This window comes from Paenibacillus sp. FSL H3-0286, assembly GCF_045040705.1.
In the GTDB taxonomy this organism is placed as follows: Bacteria; Bacillota; Bacilli; order Paenibacillales; family Paenibacillaceae; genus Paenibacillus_AQ; species Paenibacillus_AQ odorifer.
Window position 1 is genome coordinate 606,468 of sequence record NZ_CP150285.1, and the last position, 19,716, is coordinate 626,183.

Genomic DNA, 19,716 nt, shown 5'->3' on the forward strand with positions numbered 1-19,716 from the left:
AGAACAAGATGAGTACTGTAAAAAGAAAAAAGCTGCTGACGGGACCCATACTCCTAAGCGCTGTAAAGGATAGCTTTATTAAGCTTAACCCGGTGACGTTAATTAAAAATCCGGTCATGTTCGTAGTCGAAATCGGTACGATTATTGTATTGCTTATGGTACTGGCCCCCGGATATTTTAATGCAGAGAAATCGGTAGGCTTCAATATCACAGTGTTGTTCATTCTGCTATTCACAGTGCTGTTTGCCAACTTCGCTGAAGCGCTGGCTGAAGGCCGCGGGAAAGCCCAGGCGGATTCACTCAAGAAAACGAAACAGGATATCACAGCTAACAAACTCGTTGGAGGGTCTGTGAAGACCGTTTCTTCTTCCGAGCTTCGTAAAGGAGATATTGTCATCGTCAGTCAGGGAGAACTTATCCCTGGCGATGGTGAAGTAATTGAAGGGCTGGCCTCCGTAGATGAATCTGCAATTACAGGTGAATCTGCACCTGTTATTAAGGAAGCCGGCGGAGATTTTGGCTCAGTCACAGGCGGCACCCGGGTAGTCAGTGATGAGATTAAAGTCAAAATTACCAGTGATCCCGGTGAGTCATTCCTGGATCGGATGATCTCCCTCGTTGAAGGGGCGAAACGTCAAAAGACACCCAATGAAATTGCACTAAATACACTCTTGATCAGTCTGACGTTGATTTTCCTGATTGTAGTAGTGACCTTGCGGCCAATTGCGACTTATCTGGGCGTTGATCTAGATATTCCTGTTATGATCGCCTTGCTGGTCTGTCTGATCCCGACCACAATCGGGGGACTGCTCTCCGCTATCGGGATAGCAGGGATGGACCGCGTCACACAGTTTAATGTCCTTGCTATGTCAGGGAAGGCCGTTGAAGCTGCCGGCGACATTAATACAATGATTCTAGATAAGACAGGTACGATTACTTTCGGAAACCGGATGGCGAGTGATTTTGTGCCTGTTGGAGATGAAACGGAAGCTGAGCTTACGGCTTGGGCAGCTATTAGTTCGCTAAAGGATGAGACTCCGGAAGGACGTTCGGTTATTGAGCTGGCTAAGAAGCTGGAGCGCAGCTATGACAGCAAACTTGCTGAAGGCGGAGAGTTCGTAGAGTTTAAGGCTGAGACCCGGATGAGTGGTATAGATCTACTTGATGGACGATCTGTTCGTAAAGGGGCAGTCGATTCCGTGAAGAAATGGGTACAGTCGAAGGGCGGAGTCATTCCCGCGAACCTCGACAGTAATTCCGATGCTATCGCTCGGATGGGGGGGACCCCGCTTGCTGTTGCGGTAGACAACCGGATTTATGGACTTATTTACTTAAAGGATACGGTTAAGCCAGGGATGAAAGAGCGGTTTGATGAGCTGCGAAAAATGGGAATCAAGACTATCATGTGTACAGGGGACAATCCGCTGACCGCAGCTACTATTGCCCGTGAAGCAGGGGTAGATGATTTTATTGCAGAGAGTACACCTGAGGATAAAATAGCGGTTATCCGCCGTGAGCAGAACGAAGGCAAGCTGGTGGCAATGACTGGTGATGGTACGAATGACGCACCTGCCCTTGCCCAAGCTGATGTGGGCTTAGCGATGAACAGTGGGACTACAGCCGCTAAGGAAGCAGCAAACATGGTTGATCTGGACTCCGATCCCTCGAAGATCATTGAGGTTGTAGCTATTGGTAAACAGCTACTGATGACGCGGGGCGCGTTGACAACGTTCAGTATTGCGAATGATATCGCTAAATACTTCGCAATTATTCCGGCAATGTTCATGCTCGCTATTCCTGAAATGGAAGCCCTGAATGTCATGGGATTGGGTTCACCTAGCTCGGCAATTATATCTGCATTAATATTTAATGCGATTATTATTCCGCTGCTGATCCCATTGGCTATGAAAGGTGTCTCGTATAAAGCGATGAGTTCTACGAAGCTGCTGGGACGTAATATTTTTATCTATGGTTTAGGTGGAGTAGTCGTTCCTTTTGCGGGCATCAAACTTATTGATTTGCTCGTAAGTGTATGGATATAACAACGGATTGACTAATCATTGAAAGGGTGAAAGCATCGTGAATAACAGAAAATCGATTGCGGACGCTGAAGAACAGTTGTCATCATCGAAGGGTGCTAATTTCTTTATTATATTACGGCTATGTCTAGTGTTTGTTGTTCTTTGCGGAGTGATTTATCCTCTGACTACTACAGCGATTGCTCAAGTTCTGATGCCATCGCAAGCAAACGGCAGTCAGCTGAAGAATGACGCTGGAGTAGTTGTGGGCTCAGAACTCATCGGGCAAAGCTTTACGGACCCGGCATTATTCCATGGCCGTGTATCCAGCATTGATTATAAAGCGGAAGCTTCAGGCTCCAATAACTACGGCCCATCCAACCTGGATATGCTGCAGCGGACGAAGGATTCCATTACACAGTGGCAGCTGGATAATCCGGATGTGCCTGTAAACAAGCTGCCGGTTGATTTAGTAACCAACTCAGGTTCAGGTCTTGATCCGCATATCACTCCTGCGTCAGCAATCGTGCAGATTCCCCGGATCAGTAATTTGACCGGGATTCCAGCTACGCAGCTGGAAGAGCTAGTGAATAAGCAGACCGAAGGTCGCGATCTAGGACTGTTTGGTGAAAAGCGGATAAATGTTCTGAAGCTGAACATGGAGCTGCAGAAATTAACGAACAAATAAATATAGCTAATATCCCTGCCCGATTGTTCAAACTGGGTCAGGGATATCTTGCTTTCTGGCATAGAAGAGTGAATGGATGAACGGGTTATTAAGGAGTGGTCTTGATGGGAACATATCGGAGGAAGACGCCGGAGGAACTGCTGCTCTCTATTTATGAGCTGCATCGTGGACGCCTGAAGATCTATATAGGTCCGGTCAGTGGATCAGGCAAGACCTATCAGATGCTGCGTGAGGGTCAGGCGCTGAAAGCACAGGGCATCGATGTTGTAATCTGTGCGGTTTCAACCAACCAGAGTCCAGAAACAAGGGATCAGCTGGGTGACTTGGAACGGATTCCAAGTATTCATTGGTTTCAGAAGGAGATCGAGAAGAAGGATCTGGACGTGGAGGCCATTGTGGCACGTAATCCAGAGGTTGTACTGACCGATGGATTGGCTCATCATAATCGCGAGGGTGCGGAGAGATCAACTAGGCTGGAGGATATCAAATATTTATTGGGCTGTGGAATTAGTGTCATCACAACTGTAAACGTATACGAGCTGGAGGGCGCAGCAGATCTTGCGCGGAAGTGGACGGGGATTGAGGTGGAATATTCCTTGCCTGCGGAAGTGCTCACCCTTGCAGATGATATCGTTCTAATTGATGTGACTCCGGAAAAGATACTTCAACGTTTGTCCGAAGGACATTTGGGCAAGAAGCAGCGGACTTCGCTTTTTAACAAAGGGAATCTAAGCAAGCTGCGGGAGCTGGCGCTGAGAATGGTTGCGGAGGATGTTAATGGTTCGCTGGAGAAGCATCGGGAGGAGCAAGGATTGCTGGGGGCTTCGGGGATTGCCGAAAAAGTGTTGGTGTCCGCACAGTATTATTGGAATGGCTCGATTCATATCCGCCGTGGGCAGCAAATCGCTAAACGGTTAAACGGAGATCTGGCGGTGGTATCCTTCTGGAAGCAGGGCCTGACGCCCTCTAAGGAAGCAGCAACCTTCAAGCGATCCCTATGGAAGCTGACTGAGAAGATTGGGGCCTCGATGGAGGAGATTTCTTTTCGCTCGAAGAGGGAGATTCCGGGACTTCTAGTGAAATACGCTATCCAGCATAATATTACCCGTATCGTTATGGGTCACTCTAAGCAAACGGCGTGGCAGGAGCTGTGGAAGGGTTCGATTGCTAACTCATTGTTAAAGCAAATCCGCGGAGTAGATGTGTTTTTCGTGGCTGATCGTGCTGAGCGTGAGGGAGAACGTGTTCTTCCTACCCGGCAGAGCCGAAATGAGCGGAAAGCTGATGCTTATCACAGATTAAGCACTCAGGAAGTAAAGGATAAAATCGATGCGATTCGTGGGGGCACATTTAAAGTGTACATTGGTGCTGCTCCCGGGGTGGGCAAGACTTATAAGATGCTGCGAGAAGGAAATGATCTCTTAAAGAGAGGGATCGATGTTGTTATTGGACTACTAGAAACGCATGGACGTAAAGAAACGCTTGAACAGATCGGTGAGCTGGAGATCCTTCCGCGACTGAGCATTGACTATCGGGGGGCTGTCCTTGAGGAAATGGATACGGCAGCTATTATTAAGCGTAATCCGGAGGTCGTACTGGTAGATGAACTGGCACATACCAATATGCCGGGCAGCAAGCATAAGAAGCGGTATATGGATGTTATGGAGTTATTGGATGCGGGGATCTCTGTAATCTCCACTGTGAATGTTCAGCATTTAGAAAGCTTGAATGATGCAGTAGAACAAATTACCGGAGTTAGAGTTAGAGAGACTTTCCCGGACAGCATTCTGCAACGGGCCGACGAAGTTGAACTTATCGATGTATCCCCCAAAACACTGCAAGAGCGGATGAAGGATGGAAAAATATATGCGATGACCAAAGTGGATCAGGCGCTGGGGGCTTTTTTCAAAATCGGCAATCTAATCGCCCTCCGTGAACTGGCGCTGCGGGAAATTGCTGATGATGTGGATGAACGTCTGGAGGCCTGGGAACGTGTCGGGTCGCTGCGGGGACCTTGGCGGCGGCAGGAAGTGATCTATGTGTGCATCACCTTAGGAGATCATGCGGAACGTCTGATTCGGCGCGGTTTTAGGATTGCCTATCGTCTAAAAGCTTGCTGGTATGTTACGTACGTACAGGAATATAAGCAGAGCGGGCCTTCTTACGATAAACGAATTAATGATTTGAAAGAATTGACGGAACGACTGGGTGGAACGTTTAAGATGATTCCTAACGTGCTCCCGGCACGAGTGTCTTCCTTGCTGCTTGAAAGGTCTCAAGCCTTACAGAGCACACAGATTATTATCGGCCAGTCCCAACGCTCATGGGTGCGCAAATGGCTACGCGGGGATGTCACTAAACAGATTTTGCGTTCGGCCAGAAATGTAGATGTACTGGTCGTGGCAAATCTTATGCGTGAGGAACCCTAAGCTTTAGAACAATGAAAAAAAGGGATTCCTTGCCGAGTGGCTGCTGGAATCCCCTTTTTTGTAAGCATATATCAAGTGCTAAATAATTAAACGGATGAATTACTGAGCAGCTTCGAGAAGTGCTTTCAGCTCGGGAAGATTAAATCCTTTGGTGGCGTGATCCCCTGCTACAGTAACAGGAACACCCATGAAACCAAGCTTTTCGACTTCCTCTTGATAGACGGTGCTAGTCATAACATCTCTTACTTCAAAAGGGATACCTTGCTCCGTAAGATATTGTTTGACCAGATTACAGTCGCTGCAGCCTGCTGTTGAATAAACAATCACTTGCTGGCTCATTGGTTCACAGCCTCTTTGATAGCATCTCTTGTGATCTTCCAGTGGGAAGTGTTCCAGCGGACCTCATTATCCTCAAGCAGGAAGAGCTGTGGAGATTCATGCTTAATCCCGAAATCCTCGGCAATTTGATTGGAAACTGGACGATCCTCGATGACTAGAACTACTGCTGCTGCAGTATCCGCATCCTTTAGATAAGCCTGGAATTCTTCATTAGCTTTGGCGCTAATCGGGCAGGTAGTGCTGTGTTTGAACAGCAGCTTCTTGCCAGGTTTAGCCACATACTGCTCAAGATCTTCCAATGTATGAAGTTGTTGAATAGACATAGATATCACCCTCCTGGGATCGTTATTTTACTAACCATTGTGTTGTTAACAACCTGTAATCATGATTGTAACATATATTAAATTTAAAACAAAAAGGATTCTGGAGCAGCTAATCCAAGGATGACTAAACCCTCATTTTAGTGCGTTGAAAAAAAGAGGACGGCATGCTAAGGTGAAAGGAAGACAACTTGCTTCAATAATCCTTACTAGGTAGGAGTGTTGATAAGAATGAACAGAGTTGCATGTGTGACTGGAGCTGATCGGGGTCTCGGATTGTCTCTTGTGCACTCTCTTTTAGAGAAACAGTTCTCAGTATTTGCTGGACAATACATGAGAGATACAGATGAATTGAAAGCGCTTAAAGATGAGTATCCGGAACAGCTGGAACTTATTCCACTCGATATTGGTAGTAAGGACAGTGTAAAGCAGGCAGCAAGGGCTATCGCCAGCAGAACTGGGCATGTTGATATTCTTATTAATAATGCCGGAATTATTCATTCCGCAGATGATGCTACGATGCTGGTGGATATGGATGATGAGGGCATGGCGGAGATTTATAATGTGAATACACTAGGCGCGTTGAGAGTCAGCAATGCACTTATGGGACTTTTATTGCAAAGTAAGGATAAATTGATTGTTAATATTTCTTCGGAAGCGGGCAGCATTGGCAGAAATAAACGTATTAATATGTACGGCTACTGCATGTCTAAGGCGGCTCTCAATATGCAATCCTCCCTGATGCACAATCATCTAAAGACGCTTGGGGGTCAAGTGATGGTGTTTCACCCCGGCTGGATGAAGACTTATATGCATGGCGAAAAAAATGAGCAAGCGGATATTTCACCCGATGTGTCTGCAGACCAGATTATAAGTCAGGTTATGGAGTATAAAAAGCATCTAGGGGATGAGCCGGCCTATCTTGACGTGGATGGAAATACATGGCCTTGGTAGATGGGCTTCCCGTAATCAAAAAAACTACACGAAGAAAGGCGATGATAGGATGTCTACACTAAAAGCACTGGCACTCGGAAGTTATTCGGAGGTTAAATATCACCCATTTGCGGGAGTAGACCGGGAGATTGAGCAGATCCTTGCCAATGATCTGCAGGTATTCTCCTCGGAGGATTATGGGCTGCTTAATAAAGAAACATTATCTGACTACAAGCTGGTGATCTCTTATACCGAATTCTCCGATTATAAAATACCGGCGGAACAAAGCAGCGCATTGCTCTCCTATGTGGCTAACGGTGGCGGATTACTAGTGGTACATAACGGAATCTCCTTACAGCGTAATCAGGAGCTAGGCGCTATGCTGGGAGCGCATTTCACTCATCATCCAGAATTCACTTCGCTCCAGATGTCCATACCGGCACGGGAGCATCCCATTATGCAGGGGATCGAAGAATTTGTGATCGATGATGAGCCTTATTATTTTGAGCAGCATCCCTATTTCGAAACAACTGTGCTTATGGAATATCCTCATGATGGGGCAATGAGGCAGGCGGCTTGGTGCCATGAATTTGGTCTAGGCCGGGTTGTTTATTTAATGCCTGGTCATCATTTGCCGTCATTTTCCGTAGAGCCCTTTCGCCAGATGATTCTTAGAGGTGGACTTTGGGCGGCAGGATTATTATAGGATATAAGCGGATATACCTGTTGTAAAATAAAACACGAGTCCAACTGCGGGTTAGCCGCGGTTGGATTTTTTTTGTTGACTCTAACATTGGTGTCAGGGTTTATACTGGTGTAGAACAATTCTCATGAACCCCGGGGAGAATGCTATGAAAATAGGTGAGCTTGCTAAACTGACGGGCGTAAGCGTCCGTTCACTTCGTTACTATGAGAGTCAAGGATTAATCTCGCCGATCCGTCAGGCCAACGGATATCGGGAGTATTCTTCACTTGCTGTAGAGACGGTAGAAACGATTAAACTATATTTGAACCTGGGTCTGTCGACAGAGCAGATCGCGGGCTTTCTACATTGTGTCTTGAAGAACAAAGAAGCTTTCTGCGCAGAAGTGATGCCACTATACCGCAGTAAATTGGAAGATATTGAACGTCAGCTTGTAGAGCTGAATCAGATCAAGAGAAATTTGGAAGAACGAATGGCATCTATTCTGCAGGAGCAGGATGAGAGCAAGTTGGGAACGTGTCCACTGGAGAACTTGGAATAGTACTGCTGGTGTTGAAAAATATGAGGAGGAATGGCAAATGTCTATTATAAATGCCGATAGTGCGGATTGGGTGCGGTCAGAAATACGTGGTGGAGGAACGGTACTGGTGGATTATGGTGCGCCATGGTGCCCCCCTTGTAAGGTGCTGCTGCCTGTTCTGGAAGATCTTCACCAGGAATATGGAGACGATGTTTCTATTGTTAAGGTGAATTGTGATGAACTGCCGGATTTGGCTGGAGAAGCGGGTGTTATGGGGATGCCTACAGTCATTGTATATAAAGAGGGGCAGCCCGTGGAAAAGCTGGTCGGTCTGCGTCCGAAAGCAGCCTACCAAGGCATACTGAACAAGGTTCTTCAAGCATAAGGCGATAATTTAAAAGATGAAATTAGGGAGACTCCATATTGTGGGGTCTTTTTTGCGTGCATGATTTACCCATCTTCGGTAAAAAATACGAACACAGTTATAAAGGAGGTGATGAAGGTGTGGAATATTATTCTAGAGATAATTCCTAAATGGAGTGTGATTTTCCAAGCTATTATGATCTTTTTCGTTCCGTTTATTCTAATCCGGATGATGAGTTGGGCTAATGTAAAGGAAGATACGATAAGTACTAGAGCAAAAAAAGCTGCCGGCAGCATAGGTGGTGGGGTTCCTTACGGAGAAGCATCTCTAGGTTCTAGCAATACGAAAAAGGTTACTAAGGCGGACGATTCCGTTGGAATCAGTGAAGAATCTCCTACAGGAGCAAGCTATAGCGGTCAATTTCGGGAGGATTTGCAAAGATTTAAAGAGATGAGCACAGATATGCATGATGTGAGTTTTCGGGAGTTGCGTATCGGAGGTATAAAGCTGCAAGCGGCCCTTATATTTGTAGATGGACTGACAGATAAAGATAAAATGGATCGCAATATTCTGAAGCCTTTAATGGATGCCTATAAGGTTTTTAAGGATCCCCATACGATACCGGAAGCCAAGGATCTAAAAGATATTCTCATTCATGAGATCGTGCTTATTTCGGAAGTTGAGTTTACGGATAATGTGAAGCTCTCCCTTCAAAAGGTATTGTTCGGCTCTGTAGTGCTGTTAGTAGAAGGGATACCGGAGGCTATTGTGCTCAGCACCCCGAAGGGGAACACAAGAGGGATAGAAGAGCCTGAATCAGAAGCTGTCTTGCGGGGATCTCGAAGCGGATTTAATGAGACGTTAAGTGATAACACGGCATTACTGCGCCGACATGGGCAGAGCACAGAGCTAGCCATGATTTCTTTTACTGTAGGAAAGAGGATGAAGAAGGATCTGGTTCTAACTTATATCAAAGATATCGCGAATGATGAACTTGTCGAAGAAGTTAAACGAAGAATTAGGACGATTGATATAGATGATGTGCAAGAATCTGGTTATGTGGAGCAATTAATCGAAGATAATAGCTTCACGCCATTCCAGCAGATTCAGAATACGGAAAGACCTGACCGCGTAATGGCAGCGTTATTGGAAGGGAGAGTAGCTATCCTGCTGGATGGCACACCTTTTGCCTTGATCATGCCCGTGTCCTTCGGGATGCTGTTGCAATCCCCAGAGGATTATTACGATCGGTGGATGGTGGGGTCGTTGGTGCGCTTACTGCGTTTTCTCGCCGCATTGATATCAATGTTTGCACCGGCACTATATATTTCCTTCCTCTCCTTTCAGCCGGGATTGATTCCGACAAAGTTGGCCATTTCAATCATCAGCTCCCGCCAAGGTGTACCTTTTTCGGTATTAATCGAAGCTTTGATCATGGAGACCTCAATCGAAATATTACGGGAGGCCGGACTCCGGCTGCCTAAACCTATCGGTCCCGCGATGGGGATTGTTGGCGGTCTAATCATCGGCCAAGCCGCAGTAGAAGCGGGAATTGTGAGTCCAATTCTAGTCATCGTTGTTTCAGTTACAGCAATCTCCTCCTTCACCATCCCTATGTATAGTGCGGGAATGACGCTGCGTATGCTCCGTTTTATAGCGATGTTTTCTGCAGCAGTCTTTGGATTATATGGAGTTGTGTTATTTTTCCTTTTCCTGAGTGCCCATTTAATCAAGCTAAAAAGCTTCGGCATGCCTTATCTTGGCATGTTTATACCGTATAAGATTAAGGATTGGAAAGATTTTATATTCCGTATGCCACTGCAATTTCTAACAGGCCGCCCTACGCTGTTGAAGCCGAAGGACCCCCGACGCAAAGGGTGAGAGATCGAAGTAAAGGAGGAAGCGAATATGAGTACCGAGGTGAAGGACCGAATTACTGCTGTTCAAGCGACGATCATACTAGCCAATTATACTATTGCGGCAGGGATACTTACACTTCCTCGGACGATTGTAGAGGCTAGTGAAACTCCAGACGTGTGGATCTCCGTTTTTTTAGGGGGAGTAATTACCTTTTTAACAGGTTTAATTATAGTGAAACTTAGCCAACGGTTTCCAGGTCAAACTATTTTTCAATTTAGCGGGAAAATCATTGGCAAGCCACTTGGAGTGATGCTCTCTATATTAGTGATTGTTTATTTTCTGTGTATAGCCAGTTTTGAAGCACGTTCCGTACAGGAAGTGACCTCTTTTTTTCTGCTGGAGGGAACCCCTCCTTGGGCTATTGTTGCTGTGTTTATTTGGATAGCCTTCTATTTATGCAGAGGAGGACTTAATGCTATCACTAGCATGTGTAGGTTGATTGTTCCGATTACTTGGACAGTTTTTGTGGGAGTATGCTTGCTTAGTATTGAAGTTTTCGATATCGATAATTTGCGGCCTTTCCTTGGAGATGGTTTAGGACCGGTATGGAAGGGCATCAGGCCAACCATTCTGACTTTTACTGCTGGTGAAGCGATGCTGTTCGTTGTTGCTTTTATGGATAAGCCACAAAAAGCAGTAAAGGTAATTATTGCTGGATCATGTATATCAACGTTCTTTTATCTTTTAGCTGTTGTAATGACTATTGGTGCGTTTTCTATAGATGGAGTGGTCACAAGAACTTGGCCATTTCTTGATCTAGTGAGAAGCTTTGAGGTGAATTATCTTATTTTTGAGAGGTTTGAATCGCTGCTACTGGTAATTTGGATTATGCAAATTTTCTGCACCTTCTGCATCACTATTTATGCTGCTGCTTTGGGAGTTTCTCAAATATTTCATAAACGATTTAATAGCTGCTTATTGGCTATACTTCCAGTAGCCTATGTAGTTTCCAGAATGCCACCAAATGTGAATGCTCTATTTGCATTAGGAACAGTCGTAGGTAATTGGATGATCGTTTTATTTGGATTAATTCCATTGCCGCTGTTGATCATCGCACATTTCCGGAGGGCGGCTTCATGAAAAAATGGAGAGTGTCGATTACATTTCTTATAGTATGTATTCTGTTGACCGGTTGCTGGAGCAGTACACCAGTTGAGGAGTTAAGTATGGAGATTGGCGTTGCCCTGGACAGTGCGGAGGAGACAGGGGATGAGGAGGCAACACAGCAAGGAGGTGGGGGAAATCCCATGCCTGCCCAAATAATGAGTACCTATCAGTTTACGATTCCTCAAGGCTCAGGAGGGTCAGGTATGAAGTCTGGGGCTTCCCCATCCTCAACCAGAAATTACTATAACATGAGTGAAGTAAGTGATTCTATGTTTGAAGCATTACGGGCACTTTCACTGCGTACTAGACGTACTCCAATCGGACATCACCTTAAGGTCATTGTGATCGGTGAGAAGCTTGCACGCTCTACCAAGTTTTCTGAGTTAATTGATTTCTTTAGCAGGGATAACGATATCCGTCCCAGTGTTCTACTATATGTCAGCAAGGGAAAAGCCAGAGATGTATTGGAAAATGCGCTGCCGGGCCAAACCCCGTCATTTGTATTAGAGGGGATTTTTGTGAATAGAAGTCGGAGCACGAGGATATGGGAGCCGGTTTCAATAGCTAAAGTGGCGGGTCCTTTGCATGGTAAAAGAAGTTTCATGTTGCAGAATGTGATTTCTTTAGAAAAAGAGAAGGAGACAAAGCTGGATGGAGCAGGCGTAATTAAAGGGAAAACGGGAAAGCTCGTTGGTTTTTTAGATGCATCGGAGCTGGAAGGTATGGTCTGGCTGACTGGAAAGGGAGAGGGGGGTGCTCTCAAAGCATACGACCCGTCTAACAATAAGCTCATTACCTATGAAATCAAATCTCTGGGTAGTAAGTATAAAGCTAATGTGAAGGATGGGAAGATCTCTTTTCATGTGAAAATAGAATCTACGGGGAGATATGGTGAGGCTTTTGCCAAGAGTGCAAAGAAGTTACATGACGGCATTGTAAAGGAGGATAAAGCAGTGCTGGAGAAGCATGTCTTAGACATGCTTCAGGTCACTGTGAAAAAAATGCAGAAGGAGCTGCATACAGAGGTTGCAGGTTTCGGCAACGCTTTGCGTATTCAACATCCAGCCGTATGGCGGAGCGTAGAGGATAACTGGGATGAAACCTTTAGTGAGATTCCGATTACCTATGAAGTGAAACTGAATATTGAAGAGTATGGTGCATCAGATACAACGGCTGAATAGAAGGGACCATTTGCAATGTTGTATGGAGCTACTTCGTTTGTGTCTGGATAGGAATGACATCATTATGATGCAGTGCATCGAGCACTTCATCCTTTAATTGCGACGTGAAGGAATTCCATGCTTTTTTACCGATGTCCAGCTCTTCACGTCCAATAGCATTCAGTGTTTCCAGCCATAGACGTTTGTCGTTAATCAGCCCAAGTTGATCTTGAATCTCCTTATAGATCTCCTCATGCGCATGGAATTTCTGATTTAATGCAAAATCGGCTGCACTCGCGGTATAACGCAGTTCCTTAGCAGCAATTCTTAGCTGATGCAAAGCGTCGAAGGCTTCTTTAGATTCGGCATTGTCTTCATGGAAAATAGCTTTACAGGTTTTTTTCTTCTGCTCATAAGCGATCTCAAGCTCACGCATAACAACGTTAACATTCTTTTTGGCGGCTAGGGCTTCAAGCTGCTCGCTTAGGAAGGTCTTCCACTTTTCCTCGAGGTCTTCATTGATTAGTTCAGGCAGCTCCTTAGCAAGCTTCTTGCGGTAAGTTTTGCGCTTATCCTTTTGGTAAGCAATCACTGCCTTTAACAGGTCTGCAGTTTTGGAATCTCCGTTCTCCTTCGCTTGCTTGCGCTTGTTCTTGAAAGATTCTATTAGAACATCTGCATCTCTCACTTTACCTAATCTCTTTTGCGCTTTTTTGAAAATAGGGTACAGGCCTGAAGTGTGCCGCGGATCAAGAATGGATAATAGACTTAGCAGCTTACGGCAGTTCACTCTTGCCTGGTGGATATCTTCATCAGCGAATTTATTTAATGCGTCATGGCTGTAATCCCAAAAGTTGATATAAAGGTGGTTAAGGGCTTGTTCCCATTGCTTTGTTTTGGTTAGCTGTCGTTCTTTGGTCAGCTTGTCTCCTGTCATGCAGCATCACTCCTTAACGTTTGGGATAGCATGAATTTAGGGCTTCCCCTATTATGCTCTGGGGTAAGTCCATTTACTATAAGAATAGCGTTATCATAACCTCATTTCAATTCTCTGCTCACAGCATGGAGACAGATCGGTTACAATATTACTATCATTATTTATACGGATAGGCTTGGATCCTTAGCTGGTAGAGAATAGCAGGTCTCGTGGCTCATATTCGGGAAAGAGGGGCTTTGGTGGATACTCGTGAGTATGATTCAATATTTAATAAACTTCCTTCAGAAATGGGGCTCTTTCAACATCTGAGTGCAAGGGATGAGAGCAAAGGTATAGAAGTAGATAGCTTAGAGGATATGCTGGTCCCGTTCGCTTTTGAGGAAACCTTATGCCGGGATGTTGGAGCGGGCATTATACCTCCTAGCTTGCATCTGTGGAGTCATTCTGGTGGTGTGGCACTTGGACTTCGGGACAGTAAGCTACCGTGTGCAGCTCAGGCGATGCTTACGCTTGAGGCGCAAGGGATTAGAACGGCGGTTAGGCATTCCGGCGGGGCTGCGGTGCCTCTGGATGCAGGGATCATTAATGTTTCTCTAGTTCTGCCCAAAGGACGTGGAAAGCTGGACTTTCATGATGACTTTAAGCTCTTGGCTGCTTTGATCACGGAAGCGGTTGCTATAAGTCATCCACAGGCTGCGGCGCAAATTGAGGCTGGTGAGATTGTTGGTTCTTACTGCCCTGGTGATTTCGATCTGGCCATTGGTGGCCGGAAGTTTTGTGGTATTGCTCAGCGTAGGCAGAACAATGCCTATTTTGTACATGCATTTGTTGTAGTTTCTGGCTCGGGACAAGAACGCGGTGAACAAATTCGGAATTTCTATGCGCAAGCCTCCGGAGGAGACTCCTCACTATCATATCCACGGGTTCGTCCAGAGACGATTGCTGGACTGGGTGAACTTGGTGGACCTGAAGTGGCGAAAGTGTTTGTGGAGGGGATTATTCAGGCTTTAATTCGTCGTGGAGTCTCTCTTAGAGCATCCCGCATTTTGCAGCAAGAGACAGGATACAGCTTGGACTATGATGATCCACGTGTGCTCGATGCTACGCGGGTGCTGCGCGAGCGGTATTCCTGAGGGCTGAGCATGGGTTGGAGTCTGTTAAAAAAGGACGTAATGGAAAGCTGGATAGAGCCAGCCTACGTAACGTCTTTTTTAATATTCAACAATGACGCTCTTTTAATTATACAACTCAGGACGTCTGTCCGAAAAAATCGGAATTTGTTTCCTAATCTCACGCACCTGATGTAAATCGATCTCTCCGGTTAGAATTTCTTCCTCTTCAGAAGCCTCACACACAATATCTCCCCAAGGATCAATAATCATTGAATGCCCAGCAAAGATATTGGCATGATCGCTGCCTGCACGGTTGCAGGCTACAACAAAACATTGGTTCTCGATGGCCCGGCTGATCAACAGCGCCCGCCAGTGGGACAATCTGGGCAGTGGCCATTCAGCGCAGACGAACAGGATTTCCGCCCCTTGTGCGGTATGGGCGCGAACCCACTCCGGAAAACGGATATCATAACAGATTAGGCCTGCACATAACGTATTGTCTAATGTAAATAGTCCTTTGGCTTCTCCCGGCTGCAGATACAAATGTTCATCCATCAGCTGGAACAAATGCAGCTTGCTGTATTGTCCGACGAGCTCACCTGATCGATTAAATACATACATACGATTGGTTACACCAGTATCATTTCGGCTAGCGACAGAACCAGCGATGATATTGATGCTGTATTGTTTAGCCAAGCTGGAGATAAATGCCTTGGTAATTTCTCCTTCCGGATCGCCAATATCTTCTAAGCGAGTTAGATCATAACCAGTGGTCCATAGCTCAGGGAGAATCAGACAATCGGGGGCAGCGACAGCGGCTTCTTTTATTTTCTGGACAACAGCAGCATAATTCATAGCGGGATTGCCAAATGCTATATCCAGCTGAATCAGGGATATTCTCATAGGTATCCTCCTCTTTTGTTCAAGCGTATAGCACCGGATGAGGATAAGCAATGTTGATTTTTTAAAAATGATTTGATATATTAGTTGACGGGTCAATGATTATGCGTTAGTATAATTTCATACAAAACAATTGCATGCAATTGAATATAGAAAGGAGGTATATTTTGACGGAGTACTGTCCTGAGGAAGAACATATATTTGAACTGCTGCAGGCCTTAAACAAAGGAATCTCTCCAAAATTCGAACGTTGTGCAGGGATCAGTCCCACACGGCTTCGCCTCCTGCATGAACTGTTTCGGGTAGATGAAGTCAGCCAAATCAGTCTGCAAAAGGAAATGGATATTGATGCGGCAGCCGTCACACGTCATCTGAAGGGATTGGAAGAGAGTGGCATGATCGCTCGCCGCAATAACCCAGCCGATAACAGGGTCACATTGGTCTCATTAACCGATCAAGGTCGGGAAAGAATGGTTAAATATAGCGAAGAGAAAAGGCGGTTTATCGCTACTCTGCTAACAGGTTTTAACGATCAGGAGCGAGCAGTGCTCATTGATATGCTCAATCGTCTGCAATCTAATATCATTCTGTTGTAACTTACAAAACACACTCAAAGGAGAATTAATCATATGAACGCTACACAAACAAATGATTTTCAAGAAATTATTACAGGACGCCGCTCTATCCGCAAATATGATCCATCCGTTAAAATCAGCAAAGAAGAAATGACACAGATCCTTGCCGAAGCTACACTTGCTCCATCTTCAGTGAACATGCAGCCTTGGCGTTTTCTGGTCATTGAAAGTGACGAAGCTAAAGCTACCTTAGCGCCTCTCGCTCGTTTTAATAACGTACAAGTAGAGACTTCTGCGGCTATGATTGCCATCTTTGGTGATTTGAACAACTTCGATTACGCTGAAGAAATTTACGGTACGGCTGTTGAACGTGGACTTATGCCTGCTGAAGTAAAAGAAAATCAATTAACCAGATTATCCGCTCATTTCGCTAACCTGCCACGGGAAATTAACAGAGACACCGTGCTTATCGATGGCGCACTTGTTGCTATGCAGCTGATGCTGGTTGCTCGTGCACATGGTTACGATACAAACCCAATTGGTGGATTTGAAAAAGACCAAATCGCTGAAGCGTTTGGTATGGAAAAAGATCGTTATGTTCCTGTAATGCTGCTCTCCATTGGTAAAGCTGTTGATGCAGGTTACCCCTCTGTTCGTCTGCCTATCGATAAAGTTGCTGAGTGGAAATAATTATTAAAGTTAGTAAAACGCGCTACCATAAACACTAATCTTAGGAGGAATATACAATGATCATTATTCATGCTGTACTTAAAGTTAATCCAGAGCGTCGTGAACAGTTTTTGACGGAGTCTAAAGCATTACTGGCTGCTACTCATGCTGAAGAGGGTAACCTTTCTTATGAGCTATATGAGAATGCTGGAGAAGCCAACTCATTTATTATGATTGAGCAATGGCGTGATGCTGAAGCAGTATCCAGCCACAATACGAGCGCTCATTTCACTGCTTTCTCAGCTAAAGCTGGCGAATTCTTGGCTGCTCCTCTAGATGTTAAAGTATTTAGCGCAGAACAGGTAAAATAAGCTGTCTCCATTCTTAGCGAATTCTATTTAAACCTAAACAGGGATGATCCATAGCCATAAAGGCTGTGGGGCATCCCTATTTTGCATTTCACCCCGTTTATAAAAAGGAGATCTAGGGTATCTATCCTTACCTTGATTCAAAGGCATGCAATATAAACGATGGGGGACTTTACATATGAAGACACAGAGAAATATGATTGATTTCTTGAATTATTATCTATCCGGCGGATCGCTTGCCCGTATTATGGGTGTAGCAGGAGAAGAGGTGGAGCGTAAGCTTGAGGGGATAGACCTAGAGGCTGCCAGAGCCTATCGTCAGACGCTTGGCGGGGTCATTACGACAAGTCAGCAGCTATTCCAGCTTCCTGGATTTAGCCCAAGCTTACTGGAACAACTTACTGAAGTATTGGGCAGACTAGACTCAGGCAAGCTAAAGGTTCTGGCTCCGCAGACTACGTGGAATAATCAAGTAACACCTTACGTGAATGGTCCGGAGTGTCTAGGAATGATATTAGAGGAGATCAGAAAAGCGCAGCATTATATCCACCTGTCTGTCATGCTTTTTTTTAATGATCGCTCGGGCAATCTGGTTGCAGATGAACTGTTTTATGCTCTTAAGCGTGGCGTTAAGGTAAGGGTTATGGTCAATTACACATTGACGGCATTGGGGTACGGAAATAATCTGGAGTACGGCCAGTTCTCCAAGATTGCTGATCAGCTCGAGAATGCAGGCGCCAAGCTGTTGAATACCTTCAATTCGTATTATTCAGCTATGGAATGGCGGGTGAAACGAAAGGCGCTGGAGCAAGAGGGAGTGCCGGAAAGTATCCTGTTTCTGCAGGATAAAGTGCAAGAGGATGTTGAGGTCACAGGACTGAATGTCATCGATCATCGGAAGTTTATGGTCATAGATGGGGTAACCTCGATTATAGGCAGTGTAAATATTGGTGACCAATATACGTATGAGACCCCAGTGCAGGCATCCTCTGCAATGAGTATAGATGGACATCCACAGGGGATTCCTAGTAAAGAGGCTGAGTGGCATGATGGCTGCTTCCGGATTCGTGGCGCTGCAGCGCAGCCTTTGAATGCGATGTTCTATTCTCGCTGGCTGCTTCTAGGCGGAGATCATTTTGATGTGAATGATGTCTTTTATTATCCGGATGTGGATTATCATTTTGGTGAGGAAGAATGTACGCTGTTAGCAAGCTTTCCAGGTAACCCGGTTAACCTGATTCAACAATATTATCTGGATTTAATTACTTACGCGGCTGAAGAGACTATCATCGTGAATCCTTATTTGATTGATCAGGATTTTTGGGATCGGCTCGGGCTGCTTGGTCCGGAATGCTCGTGTAATTTGAACATTTGTAACCCGCTGGAGGTTAATGATCATCCTACAAATCGCGCGGCGGTAAGAGGCAATATGTATATGCCGTTTATTAACGGTGTTTCCTTCTATGACTACAGTGCCACCGGTCGATTTTCCCATTGGAAAATTACCTATGATCATAGATCACAAGCCGTTTTTCATGGTTCATATAATATCAACGAAAGAAGTGCCTGCCACGATTTTGAGCTGGGAATGCTGGTAAAAGGGGAGGCCTTTGCAGAGCAGATAAAGTCTATGATCGATTATGACCTGAGTGTCTCGCGGAAGATTACCAGTAAAAGTGAGTTCTTTAAGCATCCTTGGTTACACCCTAGTACTTATCTGAATAAGGCAACCCAGAATTATACTTGATAAATTGGGCTAATTCTCATGATATAATGATCGTTATAAATCATTAGGGTGGAGTATGGGCTATGCAAATCAAAATTACAAAAAGTGGTTTGAAAAAGGACGAGGTATTTTTTCTCACAGAATTTGGGGAGGGCCGGGGAATCTGGTGTGGTGCTCCTGTGAATCCAGGGGCAGAAATGGATGTGGAATTGGAGCTTTCGGAGCTGCTTATGAGGTGGGTGGATATCCATCCTGTGCCTGCAGGTGAGTTCAACATCAGGCTCGAACAGGATAGGGTTATTTTTACGGGCGTGTTGGAGAATATTGAAGAAGATGGCACAGGATTTTTACGAATAGGTGAAGGGTTAGTGATGTTCGAGTGTCTCGGTGAACCTATGGCACTGGGTGTGTTCGTAGAATTGCAGGTCCGTGATGTGCGAATCTATCCCTTCAGTATTTGACGCTTCTTAGGGACTAAGATAACATTAGATTCAGAAAGTTAAGCATGAGGAGTAGAAAGCTATGAACACCGAAATTCAGCAATTTAAGACCGAATTCTTCAAGGCGCTGGCTCATCCGATGCGTATTCGTATTCTGGAGCTGCTTAGCGAAGGTGAGAAGAATGTGAATGAACTGCAGGCTATTCTCGGCTCGGAAGGTTCTGCTGTATCCCAGCAGCTAGCTGTTTTACGCGCCAAAAATGTAGTAACCAGTGTGAAAGAAGGCACCACAGTCATTTATGCCTTACGTGATCCTCTGATCAAGGACCTTCTGGTCGTGGCCAAACAAATATTTGATAACCATCTCGTGAATACCATTTCATTGCTGGAAGGCATGCGCGGCGAGTGAAAATGGAATAGATTAACGTTATTTTGGCGTTGACAACAGTCGCGTCCTAGAGTAATGTTCTTCTTATATTCAAATAATC

General features: G+C 45.3%; 21 protein-coding genes. 17 read left to right on the forward strand and 4 right to left on the reverse strand.

The window, feature by feature from the left end:
* Window positions 1-8 precede the first annotated feature (8 nt).
* The 3 genes from kdpB (at window position 9) to MHB37_RS02690 (ending at window position 5,135) form a co-directional block, all read left to right on the forward strand.
* Entirely contained in the window at window positions 9-2,042 is a 2,034-nt protein-coding gene (gene kdpB / locus MHB37_RS02680) for a potassium-transporting ATPase subunit KdpB (protein WP_076124469.1), read from the forward strand.
* A gap of 76 nt (window positions 2,043-2,118) precedes the next feature.
* Window positions 2,119-2,706, forward strand: coding sequence for a potassium-transporting ATPase subunit KdpC (gene kdpC / locus MHB37_RS02685; protein ID WP_405169576.1), 588 nt, complete (start codon window positions 2,119-2,121; stop codon window positions 2,704-2,706).
* Between the two features lie 104 nt (window positions 2,707-2,810).
* Window positions 2,811-5,135, forward strand: coding sequence for a histidine kinase (locus MHB37_RS02690; protein ID WP_076124467.1), 2,325 nt, complete (start codon window positions 2,811-2,813; stop codon window positions 5,133-5,135).
* 99 nt (window positions 5,136-5,234) lie between these two features.
* Here the strand turns inward: MHB37_RS02690 and MHB37_RS02695 are convergent, their stop codons facing one another.
* Together MHB37_RS02695 and ytxJ are read right to left on the reverse strand one after the other, a co-directional pair.
* Window positions 5,235-5,474 (reverse strand): glutaredoxin family protein, encoded by a 240-nt coding sequence (locus tag MHB37_RS02695; protein ID WP_076124465.1) that lies wholly within the window; start codon window positions 5,472-5,474, stop codon window positions 5,235-5,237.
* Window positions 5,471-5,797 carry a bacillithiol system redox-active protein YtxJ gene (ytxJ, locus tag MHB37_RS02700; RefSeq protein WP_042123836.1) on the reverse strand — a complete coding sequence of 109 codons (327 nt, stop codon included), beginning with the start codon at window positions 5,795-5,797 and terminating at the stop codon, window positions 5,471-5,473. Before ytxJ ends, MHB37_RS02695 begins: the two co-directional genes overlap by 4 nt.
* 228 nt (window positions 5,798-6,025) lie before the next feature.
* Here ytxJ and MHB37_RS02705 point away from each other — a divergent pair, with 228 nt between their 5' ends.
* The 7 genes from MHB37_RS02705 (at window position 6,026) to MHB37_RS02735 (ending at window position 12,522) form a co-directional block, all read left to right on the forward strand.
* Window positions 6,026-6,748, forward strand: coding sequence for an SDR family NAD(P)-dependent oxidoreductase (locus tag MHB37_RS02705; RefSeq protein WP_405168903.1), 723 nt, complete (start codon window positions 6,026-6,028; stop codon window positions 6,746-6,748).
* A 49-nt stretch (window positions 6,749-6,797) separates the two neighbouring features.
* The gene (locus tag MHB37_RS02710; protein WP_076124462.1) at window positions 6,798-7,433 is read left to right on the forward strand and encodes a ThuA domain-containing protein; all 636 of its coding nucleotides are present in this window, start codon (window positions 6,798-6,800) and stop codon (window positions 7,431-7,433) included.
* A gap of 145 nt (window positions 7,434-7,578) precedes the next feature.
* Window positions 7,579-7,971 (forward strand): MerR family transcriptional regulator, encoded by a 393-nt coding sequence (locus MHB37_RS02715; RefSeq protein ID WP_076185170.1) that lies wholly within the window; start codon window positions 7,579-7,581, stop codon window positions 7,969-7,971.
* A gap of 37 nt (window positions 7,972-8,008) precedes the next feature.
* Complete coding sequence (locus tag MHB37_RS02720) at window positions 8,009-8,335, forward strand: co-chaperone YbbN (RefSeq protein WP_076124458.1); 327 nt, start codon at window positions 8,009-8,011, stop codon at window positions 8,333-8,335.
* A gap of 111 nt (window positions 8,336-8,446) precedes the next feature.
* Complete coding sequence (locus MHB37_RS02725; RefSeq protein WP_139330149.1) at window positions 8,447-10,195, forward strand: spore germination protein; 1,749 nt, start codon at window positions 8,447-8,449, stop codon at window positions 10,193-10,195.
* A gap of 27 nt (window positions 10,196-10,222) precedes the next feature.
* Window positions 10,223-11,314, forward strand: coding sequence for a GerAB/ArcD/ProY family transporter (locus MHB37_RS02730; protein WP_076179795.1), 1,092 nt, complete (start codon window positions 10,223-10,225; stop codon window positions 11,312-11,314).
* Complete coding sequence (locus MHB37_RS02735) at window positions 11,311-12,522, forward strand: Ger(x)C family spore germination protein (RefSeq protein WP_339171042.1); 1,212 nt, start codon at window positions 11,311-11,313, stop codon at window positions 12,520-12,522. The genes MHB37_RS02730 and MHB37_RS02735 overlap by 4 nt, the downstream gene beginning before the upstream one ends.
* 28 nt (window positions 12,523-12,550) lie before the next feature.
* On the opposite strand, the gene MHB37_RS02740 is transcribed toward MHB37_RS02735, so the two are convergent.
* Window positions 12,551-13,438: a CHAD domain-containing protein gene (locus MHB37_RS02740; RefSeq protein ID WP_339171045.1), complete on the reverse strand. Its 888-nt coding sequence runs from the start codon at window positions 13,436-13,438 to the stop codon at window positions 12,551-12,553.
* 239 nt (window positions 13,439-13,677) lie between these two features.
* On the opposite strand from MHB37_RS02740, the gene MHB37_RS02745 reads away from it, so the two are divergent.
* Window positions 13,678-14,571 carry a biotin/lipoate A/B protein ligase family protein gene (locus MHB37_RS02745; protein WP_405168904.1) on the forward strand — a complete coding sequence of 298 codons (894 nt, stop codon included), beginning with the start codon at window positions 13,678-13,680 and terminating at the stop codon, window positions 14,569-14,571.
* A 102-nt stretch (window positions 14,572-14,673) separates the two neighbouring features.
* Here MHB37_RS02745 and MHB37_RS02750 read toward each other — a convergent pair whose 3' ends face one another.
* Window positions 14,674-15,459: a carbon-nitrogen family hydrolase gene (locus MHB37_RS02750; protein WP_076276062.1), complete on the reverse strand. Its 786-nt coding sequence runs from the start codon at window positions 15,457-15,459 to the stop codon at window positions 14,674-14,676.
* Between the two features lie 158 nt (window positions 15,460-15,617).
* Here MHB37_RS02750 and MHB37_RS02755 point away from each other — a divergent pair, with 158 nt between their 5' ends.
* From MHB37_RS02755 to MHB37_RS02780, 6 genes are all read left to right on the forward strand, one after another.
* Window positions 15,618-16,046 (forward strand): MarR family winged helix-turn-helix transcriptional regulator, encoded by a 429-nt coding sequence (locus MHB37_RS02755; RefSeq protein ID WP_076304354.1) that lies wholly within the window; start codon window positions 15,618-15,620, stop codon window positions 16,044-16,046.
* Window positions 16,047-16,079: 33 nt separating this feature from the next.
* Window positions 16,080-16,715, forward strand: a complete 636-nt coding sequence (locus MHB37_RS02760) for a nitroreductase family protein (protein ID WP_076223389.1) — start codon at window positions 16,080-16,082, stop codon at window positions 16,713-16,715.
* 56 nt (window positions 16,716-16,771) lie between these two features.
* Window positions 16,772-17,065, forward strand: coding sequence for a putative quinol monooxygenase (locus MHB37_RS02765; RefSeq protein ID WP_036676736.1), 294 nt, complete (start codon window positions 16,772-16,774; stop codon window positions 17,063-17,065).
* A gap of 175 nt (window positions 17,066-17,240) precedes the next feature.
* Window positions 17,241-18,809: a phospholipase D-like domain-containing protein gene (locus MHB37_RS02770; protein WP_341001050.1), complete on the forward strand. Its 1,569-nt coding sequence runs from the start codon at window positions 17,241-17,243 to the stop codon at window positions 18,807-18,809.
* Between the two features lie 62 nt (window positions 18,810-18,871).
* A complete protein-coding gene (locus tag MHB37_RS02775; RefSeq protein ID WP_076279647.1) occupies window positions 18,872-19,249 on the forward strand; it encodes a hypothetical protein in 378 nt (125 codons plus the stop codon).
* Window positions 19,250-19,310: 61 nt separating this feature from the next.
* Window positions 19,311-19,637, forward strand: a complete 327-nt coding sequence (locus tag MHB37_RS02780) for a metalloregulator ArsR/SmtB family transcription factor (protein ID WP_036676741.1) — start codon at window positions 19,311-19,313, stop codon at window positions 19,635-19,637.
* Window positions 19,638-19,716 lie beyond the last annotated feature (79 nt).